Below are 17,079 nucleotides of genomic sequence, written 5' to 3'. Positions count from 1 at the left end.
GTGTCTCTCCCTCGGTTCCCTGGACTATTCACTCTAGCGGCAAAAGTGCAGGCTGAACAGGCATCCGCGGAGAGAAAAGCGTAAACGCCGGAAGGCGAGCAAAACGTGCGGGAGTACAGATGAGCCGGGCGGGGTCCGGCTGAAAAAAGCGGGGCTTCAGGCAAAAAAAAAGCCCCGCATGGCGGAGCTTTTCTCAGTTAAAGACGCAATTATGCGTCTTTAGGACCACGTGAAGCACGTTTACGGTCGTTTTCTGTCAGGTGACGTTTACGGATACGTACTGACAGCGGCGTCACTTCTACCAGTTCATCATCATCGATGAACTCGATAGCCTGTTCCAGCGTCATTTTCTGCGGTGGAACCAGCGTCGTGGCTTCATCGGTACCGGAAGCACGCATGTTGGTCAGCTTCTTACCGGTCAGACAGTTAACGGTCAGGTCGTTAGAACGGCTGTGAATACCGATAATCTGGCCTTCATAGACTTCTGCACCGTGACCCAGGAACAGCTTACCGCGATCCTGCAGACCGAACAGCGCGAACGCAACGGCTTTACCCTGACCATTAGAGATCAGTACGCCGTTCTGACGCTGGCCGACTTCGCCCTGACGGATGTCATCGTAGTGGCTGAAGGTCGAATAGAGCAGACCAGTACCGGAAGTCATGGTCATGAATTCGTTACGGAAGCCAATCAGACCACGGCTTGGGATCACGTAGTCAAGACGGACGCGGCCTTTGCCATCCGGATCCATGTTTTTCAGGTCGCCTTTACGCTCGCCCATGGCCTGCATAACGGAACCCTGATGCGTCTCTTCGATATCCAGCGTAACGTTTTCGAATGGCTCCTGCTTGCGGCCTTCGAATTCGCGGAAGATAACTTTCGGACGGGATACCGCCAGTTCGAAACCTTCACGACGCATGTTTTCGATCAGAACAGAGAGGTGAAGCTCACCACGACCTGAAACGCGGAACGCGTCAGCATCTTCCGTTTCTTCAACGCGCAGTGCCACGTTGTGAACCAGTTCTTTGTTCAGACGCTCAAGGATCTGACGTGACGTCACATACTTACCTTCTTTACCGCAGAACGGTGAGGTGTTGACGTTGAAGAACATGGTTACGGTAGGCTCATCGACGCTCAGTGCCGGCAGCGCCTGCACGTTCTGTGGATCACAGATAGTGTCAGAGATGTTCAGCTCGCCCAGACCGGTGATGGCGATGATATCGCCTGCTTCGGCCAGGTCGCTGTCGATACGCTCAAGACCCAGGTGCGTCAGGACTTTGCCGACTTTACCGTTACGGGTTTTGCCTTCGCTATCGATGATAGTGACCTGCTGGTTAGGCTTCACTTTACCGCGTTTGATACGGCCGATACCGATCACGCCCAGGTAGTTGTTGTAGTCCAGCTGAGAGATTTGCATCTGCAGTGGCGCTTCAACCTCAACCTGAGGCGGAGAAACGTGGTCGACGATTGCCTGATACAGCGGGGTCATATCGTCAGCCATGTCGGTGTGCTCCAGACCCGCAATACCATTCAGCGCAGAGGCGAAAATGATAGGGAAGTCGAGCTGCTCGTCGGTCGCATCCAGGTTAACGAACAGGTCGAAGACCTGATCCACAACCCAGTCCGGACGCGCGCCAGGGCGGTCTACTTTGTTGATAACCACAATCGGCTTCAGACCATGCGCGAACGCTTTTTTGGTCACGAAGCGGGTTTGCGGCATAGGGCCATCCATCGCATCTACAACCAGCAGCACCGAGTCCACCATGGACATGACGCGCTCAACTTCACCACCGAAGTCGGCGTGTCCTGGGGTATCAACGATGTTGATACGGTAGTCATTCCACTTAATGGCGGTGTTTTTTGCGAGGATGGTAATCCCACGCTCTTTCTCCAAATCATTGGAGTCCATCACACGCTCGGTTGCTTCGGTACGGGCATCAAAAGTACCGGATTGTTGCAGCAGTTTGTCAACCAGGGTGGTCTTTCCATGGTCAACGTGCGCGATGATGGCGATGTTACGCAAATTTTCGATCACAGCTTTGCCTCAGGCATTAGAAATAGCGCGCTATTGTACACGGATTAAGCGGAAGACTGAACACGATCACACTTTTCACTGAAAGTTTATTGCATTGGCGCAAATTCGCACTGTTCCCGGTGCAGAAAATGCACTAAGTTGGTCCTGCGCACCAAAATAGTGCTCAAAGTGCACTCACCAGCACCATTTTGGTGCGCTAAAACCATCGTGGTGCAGCCGCTTTATGACAAAAAGGTGCAGCACAAGGCGATTTAAGCAACATCAAAAAAGTTGGCACAGAATTCGCTTTAGTCTGTTTAAGCGTAAACGCCAGTCAGATGTCGGTTGAAGAGCGTGCCGGAAGAGATGGAGCAGGAAGCAGTTTCCCGCCACGCCTTCCGGAAACGACGTTTCCTCGCCATGTAGATAATGAAAGACCATTTCCAGGAGAGTTGAGTATGTCCGCTGAACACGTTCTCTCGATGATGAACGAGCATGAAGTTAAGTTTGTTGACCTGCGTTTTACCGATACCAAAGGTAAAGAACAGCACGTTACGATCCCTGCTCACCAGGTTAACGCTGACTTCTTCGAAGAAGGCAAAATGTTCGATGGTTCCTCTATCGGCGGCTGGAAAGGCATCAACGAATCAGACATGGTGCTGATGCCTGACGCGACCACCGCGGTCATGGATCCTTTCTTCGAAGATTCTACGCTGATCATCCGTTGTGACATTCTTGAGCCAGGCACCATGCAGGGCTACGATCGCGATCCACGCTCCATCGCCAAGCGCGCGGAAGATTTCCTGCGCTCTTCCGGCATCGCTGATACCGTGCTGTTTGGACCCGAACCTGAATTCTTCCTGTTTGATGACATCCGTTTCGGTTCATCAACCTCCGGTTCACATGTTGCTATCGACGATATCGAAGCCGCATGGAACACCGGTAAAGAGTATGAAGGCGGTAACAAAGGTCACCGTCCAGGTCTGAAAGGCGGCTACTTCCCGGTTCCCCCGGTTGACTCATCACAGGACATCCGTTCTGCCATGTGTCTGACCATGGAGCAGATGGGCCTGGTCGTTGAAGCGCATCACCACGAAGTGGCCACCGCGGGTCAGAACGAAGTGGCTACCCGCTTCAACACCATGACCAAGAAAGCGGACGAAATTCAGATCTACAAATATGTCGTTCACAACGTCGCGCACGCGTACGGCAAAACCGCGACCTTCATGCCGAAGCCTATGTTTGGCGACAACGGTTCAGGCATGCACTGCCACATGTCCCTTTCTAAAGGTGGCCAGAACCTGTTTGCCGGCGATAAGTACGGCGGCCTGTCTGAAATGGCCCTGTTCTACATCGGCGGTATCATCAAACACGCTAAAGCAATCAACGCCCTGGCGAACCCGACCACCAACTCCTACAAGCGTCTGGTTCCGGGTTACGAAGCACCGGTCATGCTGGCTTACTCAGCCCGTAACCGTTCTGCCTCTATCCGTATTCCGGTTGTTGCCAGCCCGAAAGCCCGTCGTATCGAAGCGCGCTTCCCGGATCCAGCGGCTAACCCATACCTGGCGTTCACCGCGCTGCTGATGGCTGGCCTGGATGGCATCATCAACAAGATCCATCCTGGCGATGCGATGGATAAAAACCTGTATGACCTGCCACCGGAAGAAGAAGCTGAGATTCCAAAAGTTGCAGGCTCTCTGGAAGAAGCCCTGAATGCACTGAACGAAGACCGCGAGTTCCTGACCCGTGGCGGTGTGTTCACTGACGAATCAATCGACGCTTACATCGAACTGCGTAAAACAGAGATGGACCGCGTTCGCATGACGCCACACCCGGTTGAGTTCGAGCTTTACTACAGCGTTTAACTGGTCAGACGTTTTTGTTGCCGTGGAAACTTTTAGCCCATCTTCGGATGGGCTTTTTTCTCCGCGAATTCACCGTTCATTCGCGCCCTTTCCGGCTTAAAGAGTAAAATGCACCTATTTAGTGCAGAGGAACGTGGTATGGCAACTGGCTCTCTGCCCGATGCAGGGCAGATTCTCAACGCATTGATCAACAGTATTCTGCTGGTGGATAACGACCTGGTTATTCATTACGCCAACCCGGCAGCGCAGCAGTTACTGGCGCAAAGCTCACGCAAACTGTTCGGCACGCCGTTACCGGAACTTACCGGCTACTTCTCGCTGAATATCGAAGTGATGCGCGAGAGTCTTGAGGCTGGCCAAGGGTTTACGGACAGTGAAGTGACGCTGGTGGTTGATGGTCGGGCGCACATTATGTCGCTGACCGCCCAGCGGTTGCCTGACGGCTTAATTCTGATGGAAATGGCGCCGATGGATAATCAGCGTCGTCTCAGTCAGGAGCAGTTACAGCACGCCCAGCAGGTGGCCGCCCGCGATCTGGTTCGCGGCCTGGCCCATGAGATTAAAAATCCGCTGGGTGGATTGCGCGGCGCGGCACAGCTCTTATCCCGTGCCCTGCCCGATCCCTCGCTGAACGAATATACCAAAGTGATTATTGAGCAGGCGGACCGGCTGCGAAATCTGGTTGATCGCCTGTTAGGGCCGCAGCAGCCGGGCATGCACATCACCCAGAGCATTCATCAGGTGGCCGAACGGGTGGTTAATCTGGTGTCGATGGAGCTGCCGGAGAATGTCTCGCTGGTGCGGGATTACGATCCCAGCCTGCCCGAACTGCCGCACGACCCCGACCAGATTGAGCAGGTGCTGCTTAACGTGGTTCGCAACGCCCTGCAGGCGCTGGGTGATGAGGGTGGCACGATTATTATCCGCACCCGCACGGCTTTCCAGCTGACGCTGCACGGCACCCGTTATCGCCTGGTAGCACGTATTGATATTGAAGATGATGGCCCCGGCATTCCGGCCCAGCTGCAGGATACGCTGTTTTATCCGATGGTCAGCGGACGTGAAGGCGGAACCGGTTTAGGCCTCTCTATTGCCCGTAGCCTGATTGATCAGCATTCAGGAAAAATAGAATTTAACAGTTGGCCAGGACACACCGAGTTTTCGGTTTACCTGCCTATTCGCCAGTGAGGTTTCTATGCAACGAGGGATAGTCTGGATCGTCGATGACGATAGCTCCATCCGCTGGGTGCTTGAACGCGCGCTCACTGGAGCCGGTTTGAGCTGTGCGACTTTTGACAGCGCAGGCGAGGTGCTGGATGCCCTCTCGACCAAAACCCCGGACGTTTTACTGTCAGATATTCGCATGCCGGGTATGGATGGCCTGGCGCTGCTGAAACAGATTAAACAGCGTCATCCGATGCTTCCGGTCATCATTATGACGGCACATTCGGATCTGGATGCCGCCGTCAGCGCCTATCAGCAGGGGGCGTTTGATTATCTGCCTAAGCCTTTTGATATCGACGAAGCCGTGGCGCTGGTAGAGCGTGCGATTAGCCACTATCAGGAGCAGCAGCAGCCGCGTAATCAGCCGGTCAGCGGACCCACGACCGATATTATCGGTGAAGCCCCGGCGATGCAGGATGTCTTCCGCATTATCGGACGGTTGTCGCGCTCGTCGATCAGCGTTCTGATTAACGGTGAGTCGGGAACCGGTAAAGAGCTGGTGGCGCATGCGCTGCATCGCCACAGCCCGCGCGCCAAAGCCCCCTTTATCGCGCTGAACATGGCCGCGATCCCGAAAGATTTGATCGAGTCTGAGCTGTTTGGTCACGAAAAAGGGGCCTTTACCGGCGCGAACCAGATCCGTCAGGGCCGTTTTGAACAGGCCGATGGCGGCACGCTGTTCCTGGATGAAATCGGTGATATGCCGCTGGATGTCCAGACCCGCCTGCTGCGCGTGCTGGCCGATGGCCAGTTCTATCGCGTCGGAGGCTATGCGCCGGTAAAAGTGGACGTCCGTATTATCGCCGCGACTCACCAGAACCTGGAGCTGCGCGTGCAGGAAGGCAAGTTCCGCGAAGACCTGTTCCATCGTCTTAACGTGATTCGCGTGCATCTGCCTCCTCTGCGTGAGCGTCGTGAGGATATTCCGCGTCTGGCGCGCTATTTCCTGCAGGTCGCCGCCCGTGAGCTGGGTGTGGAAGCGAAGATTCTGCATCCGGAAACGGAAACCGCCCTGACCCGGCTGCACTGGTCGGGTAACGTGCGCCAGCTGGAGAACACCTGTCGCTGGCTGACGGTGATGGCAGCCGGTCAGGAAGTGCTGATTCAGGATCTGCCCGGCGAGCTGTTCGAGTCGAGCACGCCGGAGAATCCGGTGCAGTCACTGCCGGACAGCTGGGCCACGCTGCTGGCGCAGTGGGCCGACCGCGCCCTGCGTTCCGGTCATCAGAATCTGCTTTCGGAAGCGCAGCCAGAGATGGAGCGTACGCTGCTGACCACCGCCCTGCGCCATACGCAGGGTCACAAGCAGGAAGCCGCCCGTTTACTGGGTTGGGGACGCAACACGCTGACGCGCAAGCTGAAAGAGCTTGGCATGGAGTAAGCGGTTCAGAACGGGCTGGCAGGATTGCCAGCCCGTTTTTTCAGATCACGCGGGAGAACTGCTGCTGACGCGCTTTCTGACGCAGATAGCGATCAAAGCACATGCAGATATTACGAATCAGTAACCGGCCAATTTCCGTCACCTTCAGCCCTGTTGCATCCGATTCCACCAGCCCGTCCGCAATCAGCGGTTTCAGCAGCGCCAGATCCTCAGCGAAATAATCTCTGAAGTCGATCCCCCACTGCGCTTCTGTGGCCGCAAAGTCCAGTGAGAAGTGGCAAATCAGCGTTTTAATCACATCCCGCCGCAGGCAATCATCCTCGCTTAAGGTAAGACCGCGCCACAGGCTATTTCCCTGCCGTTCCACACTGTCGTACCAGGTATTGAGGTCTTTCTGGTTCTGCGCATAGCTGTCGCCCAGCATACTGATGGCGGAGACGCCCAGCCCGAGCAGGTCACTGTCGCCCTGGGTGGTGTAGCCCTGAAAATTGCGGTGCAGCTGCCCGTTGCGCTGCGCGATGGCCAGTTCATCCTGCGGCTTCGCAAAGTGATCCATGCCGATAAACTGGTAGCCCTGCTGCGTCAGGGTCGCGATGGTCTGCTGCAGAATATCCAGTTTCTGCTGAGCGGAGGGCAGTTCATCCTCTTTGATTTTGCGCTGCGCCGCGAACATTGCCGGCAGATGCGCATAGTTAAACACGCTCAGGCGATCCGGGTTCAGCGCCAGCACCCGCTCCAGCGTCCAGGCAAAGCTGGCAGGCGTCTGCAGGGGCAGACCATAGATCAGGTCAATGCTGGTCGAGCGGAAGCCCTGTTCGCGAGCCCGCGCCATCAGGCCGAAAATCACCGCTTCATCCTGTACCCGGTTGACGCGCTCCTGCACCGATTTATTGAAATCCTGTACGCCCATGCTCAGACGATTGAATCCCAGCGATCGCAGGTTATCGATCATATCCAGCTCAATTTCGCGGGGATCGACTTCGATCGACATCTCAGCGTCGTCGGCCACCCTGAAGTGCTGTTTCAGCAACGCCACCAGCCGCGAAACCTGCGCCTGGTCGAGAAAGGTGGGCGTGCCTCCGCCCCAGTGAAGCTGCGTAACCTGACGCTGACGGAACAGCGGCGCGCGCTGAATGATCTCCTGCTCCAGTACATCCAGATAGCGGTCCGCCTTATGGCGCTGACGCGTCACAAGCTTGTTGCAGCCGCAGAAATAGCAGAGACGGTGGCAGAAAGGGATATGAACGTAGAGCGACAGCGGGCGATCCGGATAGCGTGCCACGGCGCGCCGGAAATCGGCTTCGGCGAACTGTTCGCTGAACTCCAGCGCGGTGGGATAAGAGGTGTAGCGCGGACCGGCGTAATTGTACTTTTCAATTAGCGCCCGATCCCGGTCAGTCTGCAGCGATGGCATGCTCACTCCTTCCGGTGACGTCGTCTGAGAGAAGGTCGCGAAGAAGAAGGGATGAAAGGTGAGCGGGATGAGACCCGACGTAAACGTTGCTTCAGACGCGACAGGCGTCGTAGTTTAAACAATAACCACAGCAGATAACACGTCGCCAGCAGCGCGAAAATTGATCCAGGCCAAAACATTGTCGTTTACCTGAAAAGTGCGGCATGCGGAAACCGCATGCCGATCAAAATGACTTAACTGCCCTTCAGCAGGCGATACATATCTTCTTCGGCCTTGTCATCTTCGTCATCGTCCATCACGATGCCCAGCTGCTCCATCAGTTCATCGATGCGATCCAGCGAGGCATCCAGCCAGCCCTGATCTTCAGCGGACAGCGTTTCGCCATTTTCCAGCCGGTCCAGCAGCGCATCCAGACGCTCATCATTTTCCAGCTTCGCCAGCTCTTCCTCAGGCGTCAGGCGTACTTTTTTCGCGGCTGGTTTTTCCACGCTTTTCTTTGGCTTAACGGCTGCGGTCTTTCCGTCTGCAATCAGAGCTACCGGTTTTTTACTGCCGATACGCGGATCTTTCGCGCTGTCCGCCTGACGTCCACTGCTGCTGGCAGGCGCAGCCGGATTCGCACGGCTGCCGGATGCATGCCCGCGATGCTTTTTATCACGTTTGCGATCGCGCGCTTCGGTGTTGATTTCGTCACGCGATTTGCGTTTGGCTTTGACGGCAGGTTTGCCGTGCGCCGCTCGTGCAGGTTGCTTCATAGTGTTCGGTCCCGGCTTTTTTTATTCAGTATAGAATTGCGGCGAAATCTAGCAGAAACCAGACAAAGAAAAAAGGCGACAGCTCAAGCTGTCGCCTTATTTCATACCTTCAGAAGAAGGAATCATGTTTTAAATCCTTTTTGGCTCGTAACATCCCGGTCAATCCCGCGCCTGCTCAACTCCTGAGCTGTTCCTTATCCCTGTCTGGTCAACTCCTCTGACCGCTTCCATTCCCCTCGCTCATTGCCATCCTGACATCCCTGAGCGCATCTTCCTGATGTGTGCTGCCGTGCACTGCACACTAATGTAGACCAACTGGTAAAACCCTCAAGTCGGCATCGAAAATAGTTCGTTCAAAAAAGAAACAAAAACAGATAACCCTATGAATAGGCTATTTTTTTATTTTTAGTAATTAAAGTAAAAAGCGAAATAACCCGCAGCGGCAATAGCAAATATCTTACACCGCTTGTTAAAGAGATGTGATTGAGCACTTTCGCGCCATAACGCGTATAATCGCCGGCATTGCCTTAATGCGTTTTTTGGAGTGTCACCTTGTCTGAACTGAATTATCACGTTACCCACTTTGTCATGAGCGCGCCGGATATCCGCCATCTGCCTGCCGATACCGGAATTGAAGTGGCGTTTGCTGGCCGCTCGAACGCGGGAAAATCGAGTGCGCTGAATACGTTAACCAATCAGAAAGGTCTGGCGCGTACCAGTAAAACGCCGGGACGTACGCAGCTGATTAACCTGTTTGAAGTCAAAGAGGGCAAGCGCCTGGTCGACCTGCCTGGCTACGGCTATGCCGAAGTCCCGGAAGAGATGAAGCTGAAGTGGCAACGTGCGCTAGGCGAATACCTGCAAAAACGTCAGGCACTGAAAGGGCTGGTCGTGCTGATGGATATCCGCCATCCCCTTAAGGATCTCGATCGGCAGATGATTCAGTGGTCAGTGGAAAGCGGCATCCCGGTGCTGTTGCTGCTCACCAAAGCCGATAAGCTTGCCTCGGGCGCCCGTAAGGCTCAGCTGAATGTGGTGCGTGAAGCGGCACTCGGTTTTGCCGGCGATGTGCAGGTCGAGCTGTTCTCATCGCTGAAGAAAATTGGCGTGGATAAGGTGCGTCAGAAGCTGGACAGCTGGTTCAGCACGCTTGAACCGGCTTATGAGGATCAGGACGCCGAAGCGTAAGAGGCAGCCCCGCGCCGCTGAATCGACGGTGCCAAAAGCCCAATAAAAAACGCCCCAGTCACAGAATGACTGGGGCGGCTAAATTCAGCCAAATCCGATTACGTGAAGTAAAAGGTCTGAAAGATAGAACATCTTACCTCTGTACCCTACGCGACGAACTTTACCTGATTTTCTGTGCGTGACAAAGGCTTTTTTGTTGCTTACTTACATCAAAAAGGACTTTTTTTACCATGTCCGTCACATAATTAGCGTTGAGATGTAGTTAAATGACGAAAAAAATGTTTAGCCGATAAGCAGTTAGAAAACCGCTCTCCTGCCGCCCCTTCGCCCGCTCAGCTAAACCGGTTAACCCAACGATTTTCTTATACCTGAATCCGGGTCGATTCCTCTCCTCTGAACCGACCCGCATCAGGCAATCAGTGGGCTTCGTCCCAGTTATCCCCCACACCGACTTCCACCAGCAGCGGTACGTCGAGCTTCACGCTGCCTTCCATCAGGGCCTGGATTTTCTGGCTGGCCTCTTCAACCGCTTCCGCTTTGACCTCGAAGACCAGTTCATCGTGGACCTGCATGATCATTCTGACGGCATCGTCGTTTTGCTGCTCCAGCCACGCATCGACGGCAATCATCGCCCGTTTGATGATATCCGCTGCCGTTCCCTGCATCGGCGCATTGATCGCGGCACGTTCCGCGGCTTTACGGCGAATGGCGTTGCCCGATTTAATATCAGGCAGCCACAGCCGACGGCCTTCCAGCGTTTCGACATAGCCTTTATTCGCCGCCAGCTGACGGGTGTTCTCCATATAGCGCAGTACGCCAGGATAACGTTCGAAGTAGAGGTCCATATACTTCTTCGCTTCGCCCGCCCCGATGTTCAGCTGACGTGACAGACCAAAGGCGCTCATCCCATAGATCAGACCAAAGTTGATCGCCTTGGCACTGCGACGCTGTTCACCGCTGACCTTCTCCAGCGGCACCCCGAACACTTCCGATGCCGTGGCGCGGTGAATATCTTCGCCCTGAGCAAACGCGTCCAGTAACCCTTTATCCTGAGAGAGGTGCGCCATGATACGCAGTTCGATCTGCGAATAGTCCGCCGCTACGATGCGATAACCTTTCGCGGCCACAAAGGCCTGGCGGATCCGCCGTCCTTCATCATTACGAACCGGGATGTTCTGCAGGTTTGGATCGGCTGAAGAGAGACGTCCGGTCGCGGTCACCGCCTGATGATAAGAGGTGTGCACGCGCCCGCTGATCGGGTTGATCATCTGCGGTAGCTTATCGGTATATGTCGATTTCAGCTTGGATAAGCCGCGATGCTCCAGGATCACTTTAGGCAGCGGATAATCAAGTGCCAGCTCAGCCAGCACCTCTTCACTGGTGGAAGGCGCACCGCCGGGGGTTTTCTTCGTCGGTTTGATGCCCTGTTTTTCAAACAGGATCACCTGAAGCTGTTTGGTGGAGGAGAGATTAAAGGGTTCTCCCGCCAGCTCATGTGCTTTTAGCTCCAGTTCCGCCAGGCGCGCCGTCAGCTCTTTCGAGTGTTGCGCCAGAATGCCCTGGTCGATCAATACGCCGTTGCGCTCTATCCGGGAGATCACGGTCAGTAGCGGCATCTCGATCTGCTCGAAAACGTGCTTCGGCCCCGCTTCTTTCTCCAGTTCTGGCCACATCTTGAGATGCAGCTGCAGGGTGACATCGGCATCTTCGGCCGCATAGTGCGAAGCCTGTTCCAGTGCAATCTGGTTGAAGGTCAGCTGATTTTTACCTTTGCCGGCAATCTCCTGGAAGGTGATCGTTTTATGGTGAAGCCAGCGCGCGGCCAGGCTGTCCATATCATGCTTACCCACCACGCTGTTGAGAATGTAGGACTCAAGCATGGTGTCGAATCTGATGCCCGCCAGTTCGATATCGTAGTTCTTCAGCACGCCGCGGTCATACTTCAGGTTCTGACCCACTTTCCACGCGCTGTCATCCTCCAGCAGAGGTTTGAGCTGCGCCAGCACCGTCGCGCGATCCAGTTGATCAGGTGCATCAAGATAGTCATGAGCAACCGGCAGATAGGCGGCTTCTCCGGGCGCGACGGCGAAACTGATGCCAACGATGCTGGCGCTCAGGGTGTCCAGCGCATCGGTTTCCAGATCGAAGGCAAAGACGTCGCTGTTTTTCAGCTTCTCAAGCCAGGTCTCAAACAGCGCCTGGTCCAGAATAGTGACATACCCTTCTGATGACAGGACGCTGCTGGTTTCGACCGCAGGGGCTGGCTCATCGGCCAGGGCTTTCTGCGCCTGGGTGTTGCTTTTTTTGCCCTGCAGCCATTTGCCCTCCTGCAGATCGCTCAGCCAGCGTTTGAACTCATAACGGCTGAACAGGGCCTGCAGTGCCTCCACATCCGGTTCCGTGACCGTGAGTGCTTCACAGGGCTGCTCCAGCTCAACATCGGTCTTGATGGTCGCCAGCTGGTAGGAGAGAAAGGCCACATCGCGGTTCTGTTCGAGTTTCGTCGCCATGGTTTTCGCACCACGGAACGAGAGATCGGCAATCTTATCCAGATTGTCATAGATCGTCTTCATGCTGCCCAGACCCTGCAGCAGTGCCTGCGCGGTTTTCTCACCCACGCCCGGTACGCCGGGAATGTTGTCTGAACTGTCGCCCATCATGGCGAGGAAATCGATGATCAGCGCGGGAGGCACACCATATTTGTTCTCGACCTCTTCCGGCCCGAGGATAGTGTTTGTCATGGTGTTGATCAGCGTAATGCCTGGCGTGACCAGCTGGGCCATATCTTTGTCGCCCGTACTGATCAGCACGGAGTGCCCTTTTTTCTCGGCTTCCAGCGCCAGCGTACCGATCACATCGTCGGCCTCAACGCCGCTTACCGCCAGCAGCGGCAGCCCCATCGCCCGAACCATCTCATGCAGCGGCTCGATCTGCGCACGCAGATCGTCAGGCATCGGGGGACGGTGAGATTTGTAATGCTCAAACAGCTCGTCCCGGAAGGTTTTGCCTTTGGCATCGAACACCACAGCAACGTGACTCGGATTATATTGCGCCAGCAGGCTTTTCAGCATGTTGAGCACGCCGTACATGGCGCCAGTGGGTTCACCTGCACTATTGGTCAGCGGCGGAAACGCGTGATACGCGCGATAAAGATAGGATGAGCCATCAACCAGAATCAGGGGATTTTCTGCAATTTGCGCCATAAGTCTGTGTCGTCTTCGTTGCGATGAGTTGGGTTATAAGGATGCCACAACCTGGCAGAAATGGTGAACTAAGGCGTACTGCAGCAGGTTTTTTTCACGCTTACGGAAGCAGGATCGCAACGATCGTTCTGTGGATAACTTTGTGCGTAAAAATCATATCGGGCTTTTTTTCAGGGAAAAGAACGATCTTACATCAAATAAAAAACATTAATTTCAGTAGCTTATTTAATTTCCGTGACCCGATCGCTATTTTTAATAGCGCGATCCCTTGTGTGGATATTAAATTTATGCCCTGGAGATGGACAAAAAGCAGCCGGGCATTCAGAGCCCGAAAAAAAACGCCAGCAGCGCTGGCGTTGAATCGAAGTGTGAAGCCGGTTACTTCTGGCTTGCGAGGAATTTAACCACGTTCGCATAGTCTGCGACGAAATTATCCATAGAGCTGGTATCCAGACCGCCGTTGTTCACCATGTATTTACCATTGACGAACATGGCAGGCACACCGCGAAGGTCCACATCCGCAGCGGCTTTCTGCTGCTGTGCAACCAGCGCTTTAACGGCGAAGCTGTTCCAGGCCGCATCATAATCCGCCGCAGAGATACCGGCCGCCTGAACAAAGGTCGCTTTCAGGCTGGCAGGATCGGTAATGGTCTGCGTTTTCTGGATGCCATCGAAAATAGGCGCGGTCACTTTATCTTCCACACCCAGCGCCATCGCAACAGCCCAGGCCTGCGTTACGACCGGCCCCAGATCGCCGCCGAGGAAATCGACATGGTATTTCACCAGCTTAACGTCAGCAGGCAGATTCTTTTTCACCGCGTCATTGACGTGATAAATGCGTTCAAACTGATAGCAGTGCGGGCAGAAGAAGGAGAAGAACTCCATCACCTGAGGTTCGCCAGCCACCGGTTTCTGCAGACTCACATATTGTTTACCTTCGGTGAACTGGGCAGCAGACGCGCTGAATGCCAGCACTAACCCCATCACTGCAAACCAAATCTTCTTCATCGTGAAAAAATCTCCTGACTACGTCATTAATATTGCGGTGTCAGCTGCAGAGGAGGTTCCTGCAACAGCTTCTCCTGCTCGGTAAAGAGTGAAATCTGCCTGCGCCAGAAATCATCATCTGTCATCCAGGGAAACGCGCGCGGAAAAGCGGGATCCTCCCAGCGTCGGACAACCCAGGCCAGATAATAAACCATGCGCATGGCGCGTAAAGGCTCAATCAGTGACAATTCATTAATATCAAAGTCACTGAATTCGCTGTAAGCCTCCAGCAGGATATCCCACTGAATACGCTGTTCCTGTCGATCGCCGTTGACCAGCATCCAGAGATCCTGCACGGCCGGACCGTTACGGGCATCATCCAGATCCACGAACAGCGGCCCGTCACGCCACAGGATATTCCCCGGATGGCAGTCACCATGTAATCGTAGCGGCTGCCACGCAGTGTGCCACTGCTGCTGCAGCGTGTTTCCCAGCTTATCGACAGCCTGTAGCAGTGCGTCTTTAAGCGATCCCGGCACCAGCAGAGCGTGCTCCAGCACCCGCCGGGGTTCATGCAGATATTCCTCCAGCCCTATAGCAGGCCGATGGGGGAACTGGGCTTTACGCCCGGTCTGATGAATGCGTCCCAGAAAGCGGCCAACCCACTCCATCTGGTCTTCGTTATCGGTTTCATACTGTCGTCCGCCAAGGCTGGGGAAGACGGCAAAAAAGAAGCCTGCGTGGCTGTGCAATGTCTCGCCGTGCAACCGCAGCGGCGCGGCAACCGGCACGTCGTCAGCCAGCAGGTCATGCGCAAACTGATGCTCTTCCGCTATCTGTTCCGCCCGCCAGCGCTGCGGACGGTAGAACTTCGCGACGTAGCGGCGTTTTTCATCGTCGCTGAACTGGTAAACCCTGTTTTCATAACTGTTCAGGGCTGTCAGGCCTGATTCGACGCGGATCCCTGTCTCCCACAGCGCATCCAGCAACACATCGGGATTCAGGGTCTGGAAGTTAAAAGCAGCGTCGCTCATGATGTTACCTGTAGTTGCCCTTGCATTTAGCTGCCAAGGATAACATTACTCGTCCGGTTTAATGACCCCCCGTGCGCGCAGCAGGGCTGTTTTGAAATCCACTTCATAATCTTTTTTCAGGCCCGGGATGGCATCATCGCGGGCAGAGTCACGCATTTTGAGATGGTAAATTAATACATCGTCCGTTAATTCACTTAACGGGCCACGGAAACCAGATTCCTGTGCCAGTTTCTGCAAAAATGTGACCAGATTGAGGTCGGGCTCTTTTTGCCAGGCAGGTTGCAGCAGCTCAAGCAGCTCGTTTAAACGATGACATTTCATTTCGTTTTCTCCTTTCACAACGACGTATCAGCGAGGGCAGACGCATGACAACAGTAACCGGCATCATTCTGGCCGGAGGTCAGGGCCGCCGTATGGGTGGTCAGGACAAGGGATTAGTGCCGCTCAATGGCAGGCCGCTTTATCAGCATGTTCTTGAACGGTTCAGGCCACAGGTCAATATTGTCATGATTAACGCGAACCGTAATATTGATCGCTATCAGTTAAGCGGGTGTCGGGTGATTCAGGATCTGGTCGGGGATTACCCTGGCCCACTGGCCGGGATCTATAGTGCGTTGCGCGCGATTGACGATGAGTGGGCGGCGTTCTGTGCCTGCGATACGCCGGCCATTCCGCTTAACTTTGTTGAAAGGCTGGCCGGACAACGCGGAACGGCGCCGGCGGTCTGGGTCCGCTCCGCATCACGCGATCACCCTACGCTGGCGCTGGTCCACCGAAAACTGGCGGCACCGCTTCAGGACTATCTGGCGGCAGGTGAACGGCGTCTGATGCACTTCCTGCGTGACCATGGCGGTCATGCTGTTGAGCTGGACGATGATGAGTCGGCGTTCCGCAATATCAACACGCCAGACGATCTGAATAATCGCTCCTGAGCGAACTGAGTCAGGAATGTTTTAAATAATGTTATAACAGGGGATCTCAGAAAAAATGTCTCCTGGTTATTAACAGCGAGTGAAGCCTTTATACCATGGTTCAACATTGAGCCTGCTGCGGTGATTAAATAACAGCATTTCATCTGAGATTAATTTCCCTGAAGATGGGCAATGACGTGATAAATATCAAATTGACGAGCCAGGATGGGCAGCAACAGAAATCATTGCTGCCCGCTCTTTTCAGAAAGGGGTCAACCAGCCGTAACGATATTATTCCACACGGCATAAGCGCGGGTTAGTGAGACTGCCGTACCGTCCGCAGCACCGATGACCAGGCCAAACACAGCGCCCCAGATCGCCCCCAGAAGCCCGCCAATCAGGCCTTGTACCGGCGCCAGAATTCCGCTGGTTACACCATTGGTATTAGAAGAGATGTTATAACCCGCCCATGCAACGCCCATGCCGCCAGCAACCATTCCGATGATTGCACCACTGATGGTGTCGAAAAATCCGTTAGCGGCCGCACCTGATACGAATTCCGTTTCAGCGATAGTAAGTTCTTTCATTTCATCTTCCTTAAAATGGGTTAATGCTCAATTGAACTTCATCGAAGACATTTAATTAAATGCCTGAATCAGTTTCAGCCTGTAAGCAATAACTGTAAATAGAATAAAATCTATTCACCCCGGAATTATTGGACTGATCTTTTATCATTTCATTATTAATGATTTGATAAATTATTAATTTATAAAATATGAGAAATTTTTACCGCGGTGCTTATTCTGTAATTTTACCCGCTGACTATTATAAGAGCGGATATGAAGGTGACCTTTGATAATTCAGAGGGCAAAAATGGGAAGGTTGAGGGGATGCAGTCTGAAGATAATATTTCAGCTAAATTGAGTAAAATAAAGACGTAAAAAAGCCCCGCACTTCCGTGCGGGGCTTCTTCACTTATACAATGCCTGGCAGTTCCCTACTCTCGCATGGGGAGGCCCCACACTACCATCGGCGCTACGGCGTTTCACTTCTGAGTTCGGCATGGGGTCAGGTGGGACCACCGCGCTAAAGCCGCCAGGCA

Annotated in this window: 14 protein-coding genes and 1 rRNA gene; 5 read left to right on the top strand and 10 right to left on the bottom strand. The window is 54.2% G+C overall.

Annotated elements, in window-relative coordinates:
* Positions 1-209: 209 nt before the first annotated feature.
* Positions 210-2,033, bottom strand: a complete 1,824-nt coding sequence (gene typA, locus J1C59_RS00445) for a ribosome-dependent GTPase TypA (protein ID WP_128085009.1) — start codon at positions 2,031-2,033, stop codon at positions 210-212.
* Between the two features lie 437 nt (positions 2,034-2,470).
* Here typA and glnA point away from each other — a divergent pair, with 437 nt between their 5' ends.
* The 3 genes from glnA to glnG all read left to right on the top strand — a co-directional run bounded on the left by glnA (position 2,471) and on the right by glnG (position 6,485).
* Positions 2,471-3,880: a glutamate--ammonia ligase gene (gene glnA, locus J1C59_RS00440; protein WP_009088151.1), complete on the top strand. Its 1,410-nt coding sequence runs from the start codon at positions 2,471-2,473 to the stop codon at positions 3,878-3,880.
* Between the two features lie 138 nt (positions 3,881-4,018).
* A complete protein-coding gene (glnL, locus tag J1C59_RS00435) occupies positions 4,019-5,068 on the top strand; it encodes a nitrogen regulation protein NR(II) (RefSeq protein WP_111142116.1) in 1,050 nt (349 codons plus the stop codon).
* A 7-nt stretch (positions 5,069-5,075) separates the two neighbouring features.
* Positions 5,076-6,485: a nitrogen regulation protein NR(I) gene (glnG, locus tag J1C59_RS00430; RefSeq protein ID WP_128085010.1), complete on the top strand. Its 1,410-nt coding sequence runs from the start codon at positions 5,076-5,078 to the stop codon at positions 6,483-6,485.
* Between the two features lie 40 nt (positions 6,486-6,525).
* Here glnG and hemN read toward each other — a convergent pair whose 3' ends face one another.
* Positions 6,526-7,899 (bottom strand): oxygen-independent coproporphyrinogen III oxidase, encoded by a 1,374-nt coding sequence (hemN, locus tag J1C59_RS00425; RefSeq protein WP_140917002.1) that lies wholly within the window; start codon positions 7,897-7,899, stop codon positions 6,526-6,528.
* Between the two features lie 233 nt (positions 7,900-8,132).
* Positions 8,133-8,654: a Der GTPase-activating protein YihI gene (gene yihI / locus J1C59_RS00420; protein ID WP_128085011.1), complete on the bottom strand. Its 522-nt coding sequence runs from the start codon at positions 8,652-8,654 to the stop codon at positions 8,133-8,135.
* Between the two features lie 552 nt (positions 8,655-9,206).
* Between yihI and yihA the strand changes: the two genes are divergently transcribed.
* Complete coding sequence (gene yihA, locus J1C59_RS00415; RefSeq protein WP_140917001.1) at positions 9,207-9,842, top strand: ribosome biogenesis GTP-binding protein YihA/YsxC; 636 nt, start codon at positions 9,207-9,209, stop codon at positions 9,840-9,842.
* Between the two features lie 84 nt (positions 9,843-9,926).
* Here yihA and spfP read toward each other — a convergent pair whose 3' ends face one another.
* From spfP to J1C59_RS00395, 5 genes are all read right to left on the bottom strand, one after another.
* Entirely contained in the window at positions 9,927-9,974 is a 48-nt protein-coding gene (gene spfP, locus J1C59_RS21925; RefSeq protein WP_071892919.1) for a small protein SpfP, read from the bottom strand.
* 284 nt (positions 9,975-10,258) lie between these two features.
* Positions 10,259-13,045, bottom strand: coding sequence for a DNA polymerase I (gene polA, locus J1C59_RS00410; RefSeq protein ID WP_128085013.1), 2,787 nt, complete (start codon positions 13,043-13,045; stop codon positions 10,259-10,261).
* Between the two features lie 378 nt (positions 13,046-13,423).
* Positions 13,424-14,053: a thiol:disulfide interchange protein DsbA gene (gene dsbA, locus J1C59_RS00405; protein ID WP_128085015.1), complete on the bottom strand. Its 630-nt coding sequence runs from the start codon at positions 14,051-14,053 to the stop codon at positions 13,424-13,426.
* A gap of 26 nt (positions 14,054-14,079) precedes the next feature.
* Entirely contained in the window at positions 14,080-15,066 is a 987-nt protein-coding gene (locus tag J1C59_RS00400; protein ID WP_128085016.1) for a serine/threonine protein kinase, read from the bottom strand.
* A gap of 45 nt (positions 15,067-15,111) precedes the next feature.
* Entirely contained in the window at positions 15,112-15,387 is a 276-nt protein-coding gene (locus tag J1C59_RS00395) for a YihD family protein (protein ID WP_128085019.1), read from the bottom strand.
* Positions 15,388-15,431: 44 nt separating this feature from the next.
* Between J1C59_RS00395 and mobA the strand changes: the two genes are divergently transcribed.
* Positions 15,432-15,998 (top strand): molybdenum cofactor guanylyltransferase MobA, encoded by a 567-nt coding sequence (mobA, locus tag J1C59_RS00390; RefSeq protein WP_128085017.1) that lies wholly within the window; start codon positions 15,432-15,434, stop codon positions 15,996-15,998.
* Positions 15,999-16,249: 251 nt separating this feature from the next.
* Here mobA and J1C59_RS00385 read toward each other — a convergent pair whose 3' ends face one another.
* Both J1C59_RS00385 and rrf read right to left on the bottom strand, forming a co-directional pair.
* The gene (locus J1C59_RS00385) at positions 16,250-16,564 is read right to left on the bottom strand and encodes a hypothetical protein (RefSeq protein WP_128085018.1); all 315 of its coding nucleotides are present in this window, start codon (positions 16,562-16,564) and stop codon (positions 16,250-16,252) included.
* 397 nt (positions 16,565-16,961) lie between these two features.
* Positions 16,962-17,077: ribosomal RNA gene (gene rrf / locus J1C59_RS00380) — 5S ribosomal RNA — on the bottom strand.
* Between the last annotated feature and the right edge of the window lie 2 nt (positions 17,078-17,079).

Source organism: Pantoea deleyi (genome assembly GCF_022647325.1).
Lineage (GTDB): Bacteria > Pseudomonadota > Gammaproteobacteria > Enterobacterales > Enterobacteriaceae > Pantoea > Pantoea deleyi.
The sequence above is the reverse complement of the archived record's forward strand: the minus strand, read 5'-3'. Positions and strand labels throughout refer to the sequence as shown.

Coding starts and splice junctions, on each gene's coding strand:
- glnA (WP_009088151.1), top strand. CDS start 2,471: ATGTCCGCTGAACACGTTCTCTCGATGATGAACGAGCATGAAGTTAAG.
- glnL (WP_111142116.1), top strand. CDS start 4,019: ATGGCAACTGGCTCTCTGCCCGATGCAGGGCAGATTCTCAACGCATTG.
- glnG (WP_128085010.1), top strand. CDS start 5,076: ATGCAACGAGGGATAGTCTGGATCGTCGATGACGATAGCTCCATCCGC.
- hemN (WP_140917002.1), bottom strand. CDS start 7,899: ATGCCATCGCTGCAGACTGACCGGGATCGGGCGCTAATTGAAAAGTAC.
- yihI (WP_128085011.1), bottom strand. CDS start 8,654: ATGAAGCAACCTGCACGAGCGGCGCACGGCAAACCTGCCGTCAAAGCC.
- polA (WP_128085013.1), bottom strand. CDS start 13,045: ATGGCGCAAATTGCAGAAAATCCCCTGATTCTGGTTGATGGCTCATCC.
- dsbA (WP_128085015.1), bottom strand. CDS start 14,053: ATGAAGAAGATTTGGTTTGCAGTGATGGGGTTAGTGCTGGCATTCAGC.
- J1C59_RS00400 (WP_128085016.1), bottom strand. CDS start 15,066: ATGAGCGACGCTGCTTTTAACTTCCAGACCCTGAATCCCGATGTGTTG.
- J1C59_RS00395 (WP_128085019.1), bottom strand. CDS start 15,387: ATGAAATGTCATCGTTTAAACGAGCTGCTTGAGCTGCTGCAACCTGCC.
- mobA (WP_128085017.1), top strand. CDS start 15,432: ATGACAACAGTAACCGGCATCATTCTGGCCGGAGGTCAGGGCCGCCGT.
- J1C59_RS00385 (WP_128085018.1), bottom strand. CDS start 16,564: ATGAAAGAACTTACTATCGCTGAAACGGAATTCGTATCAGGTGCGGCC.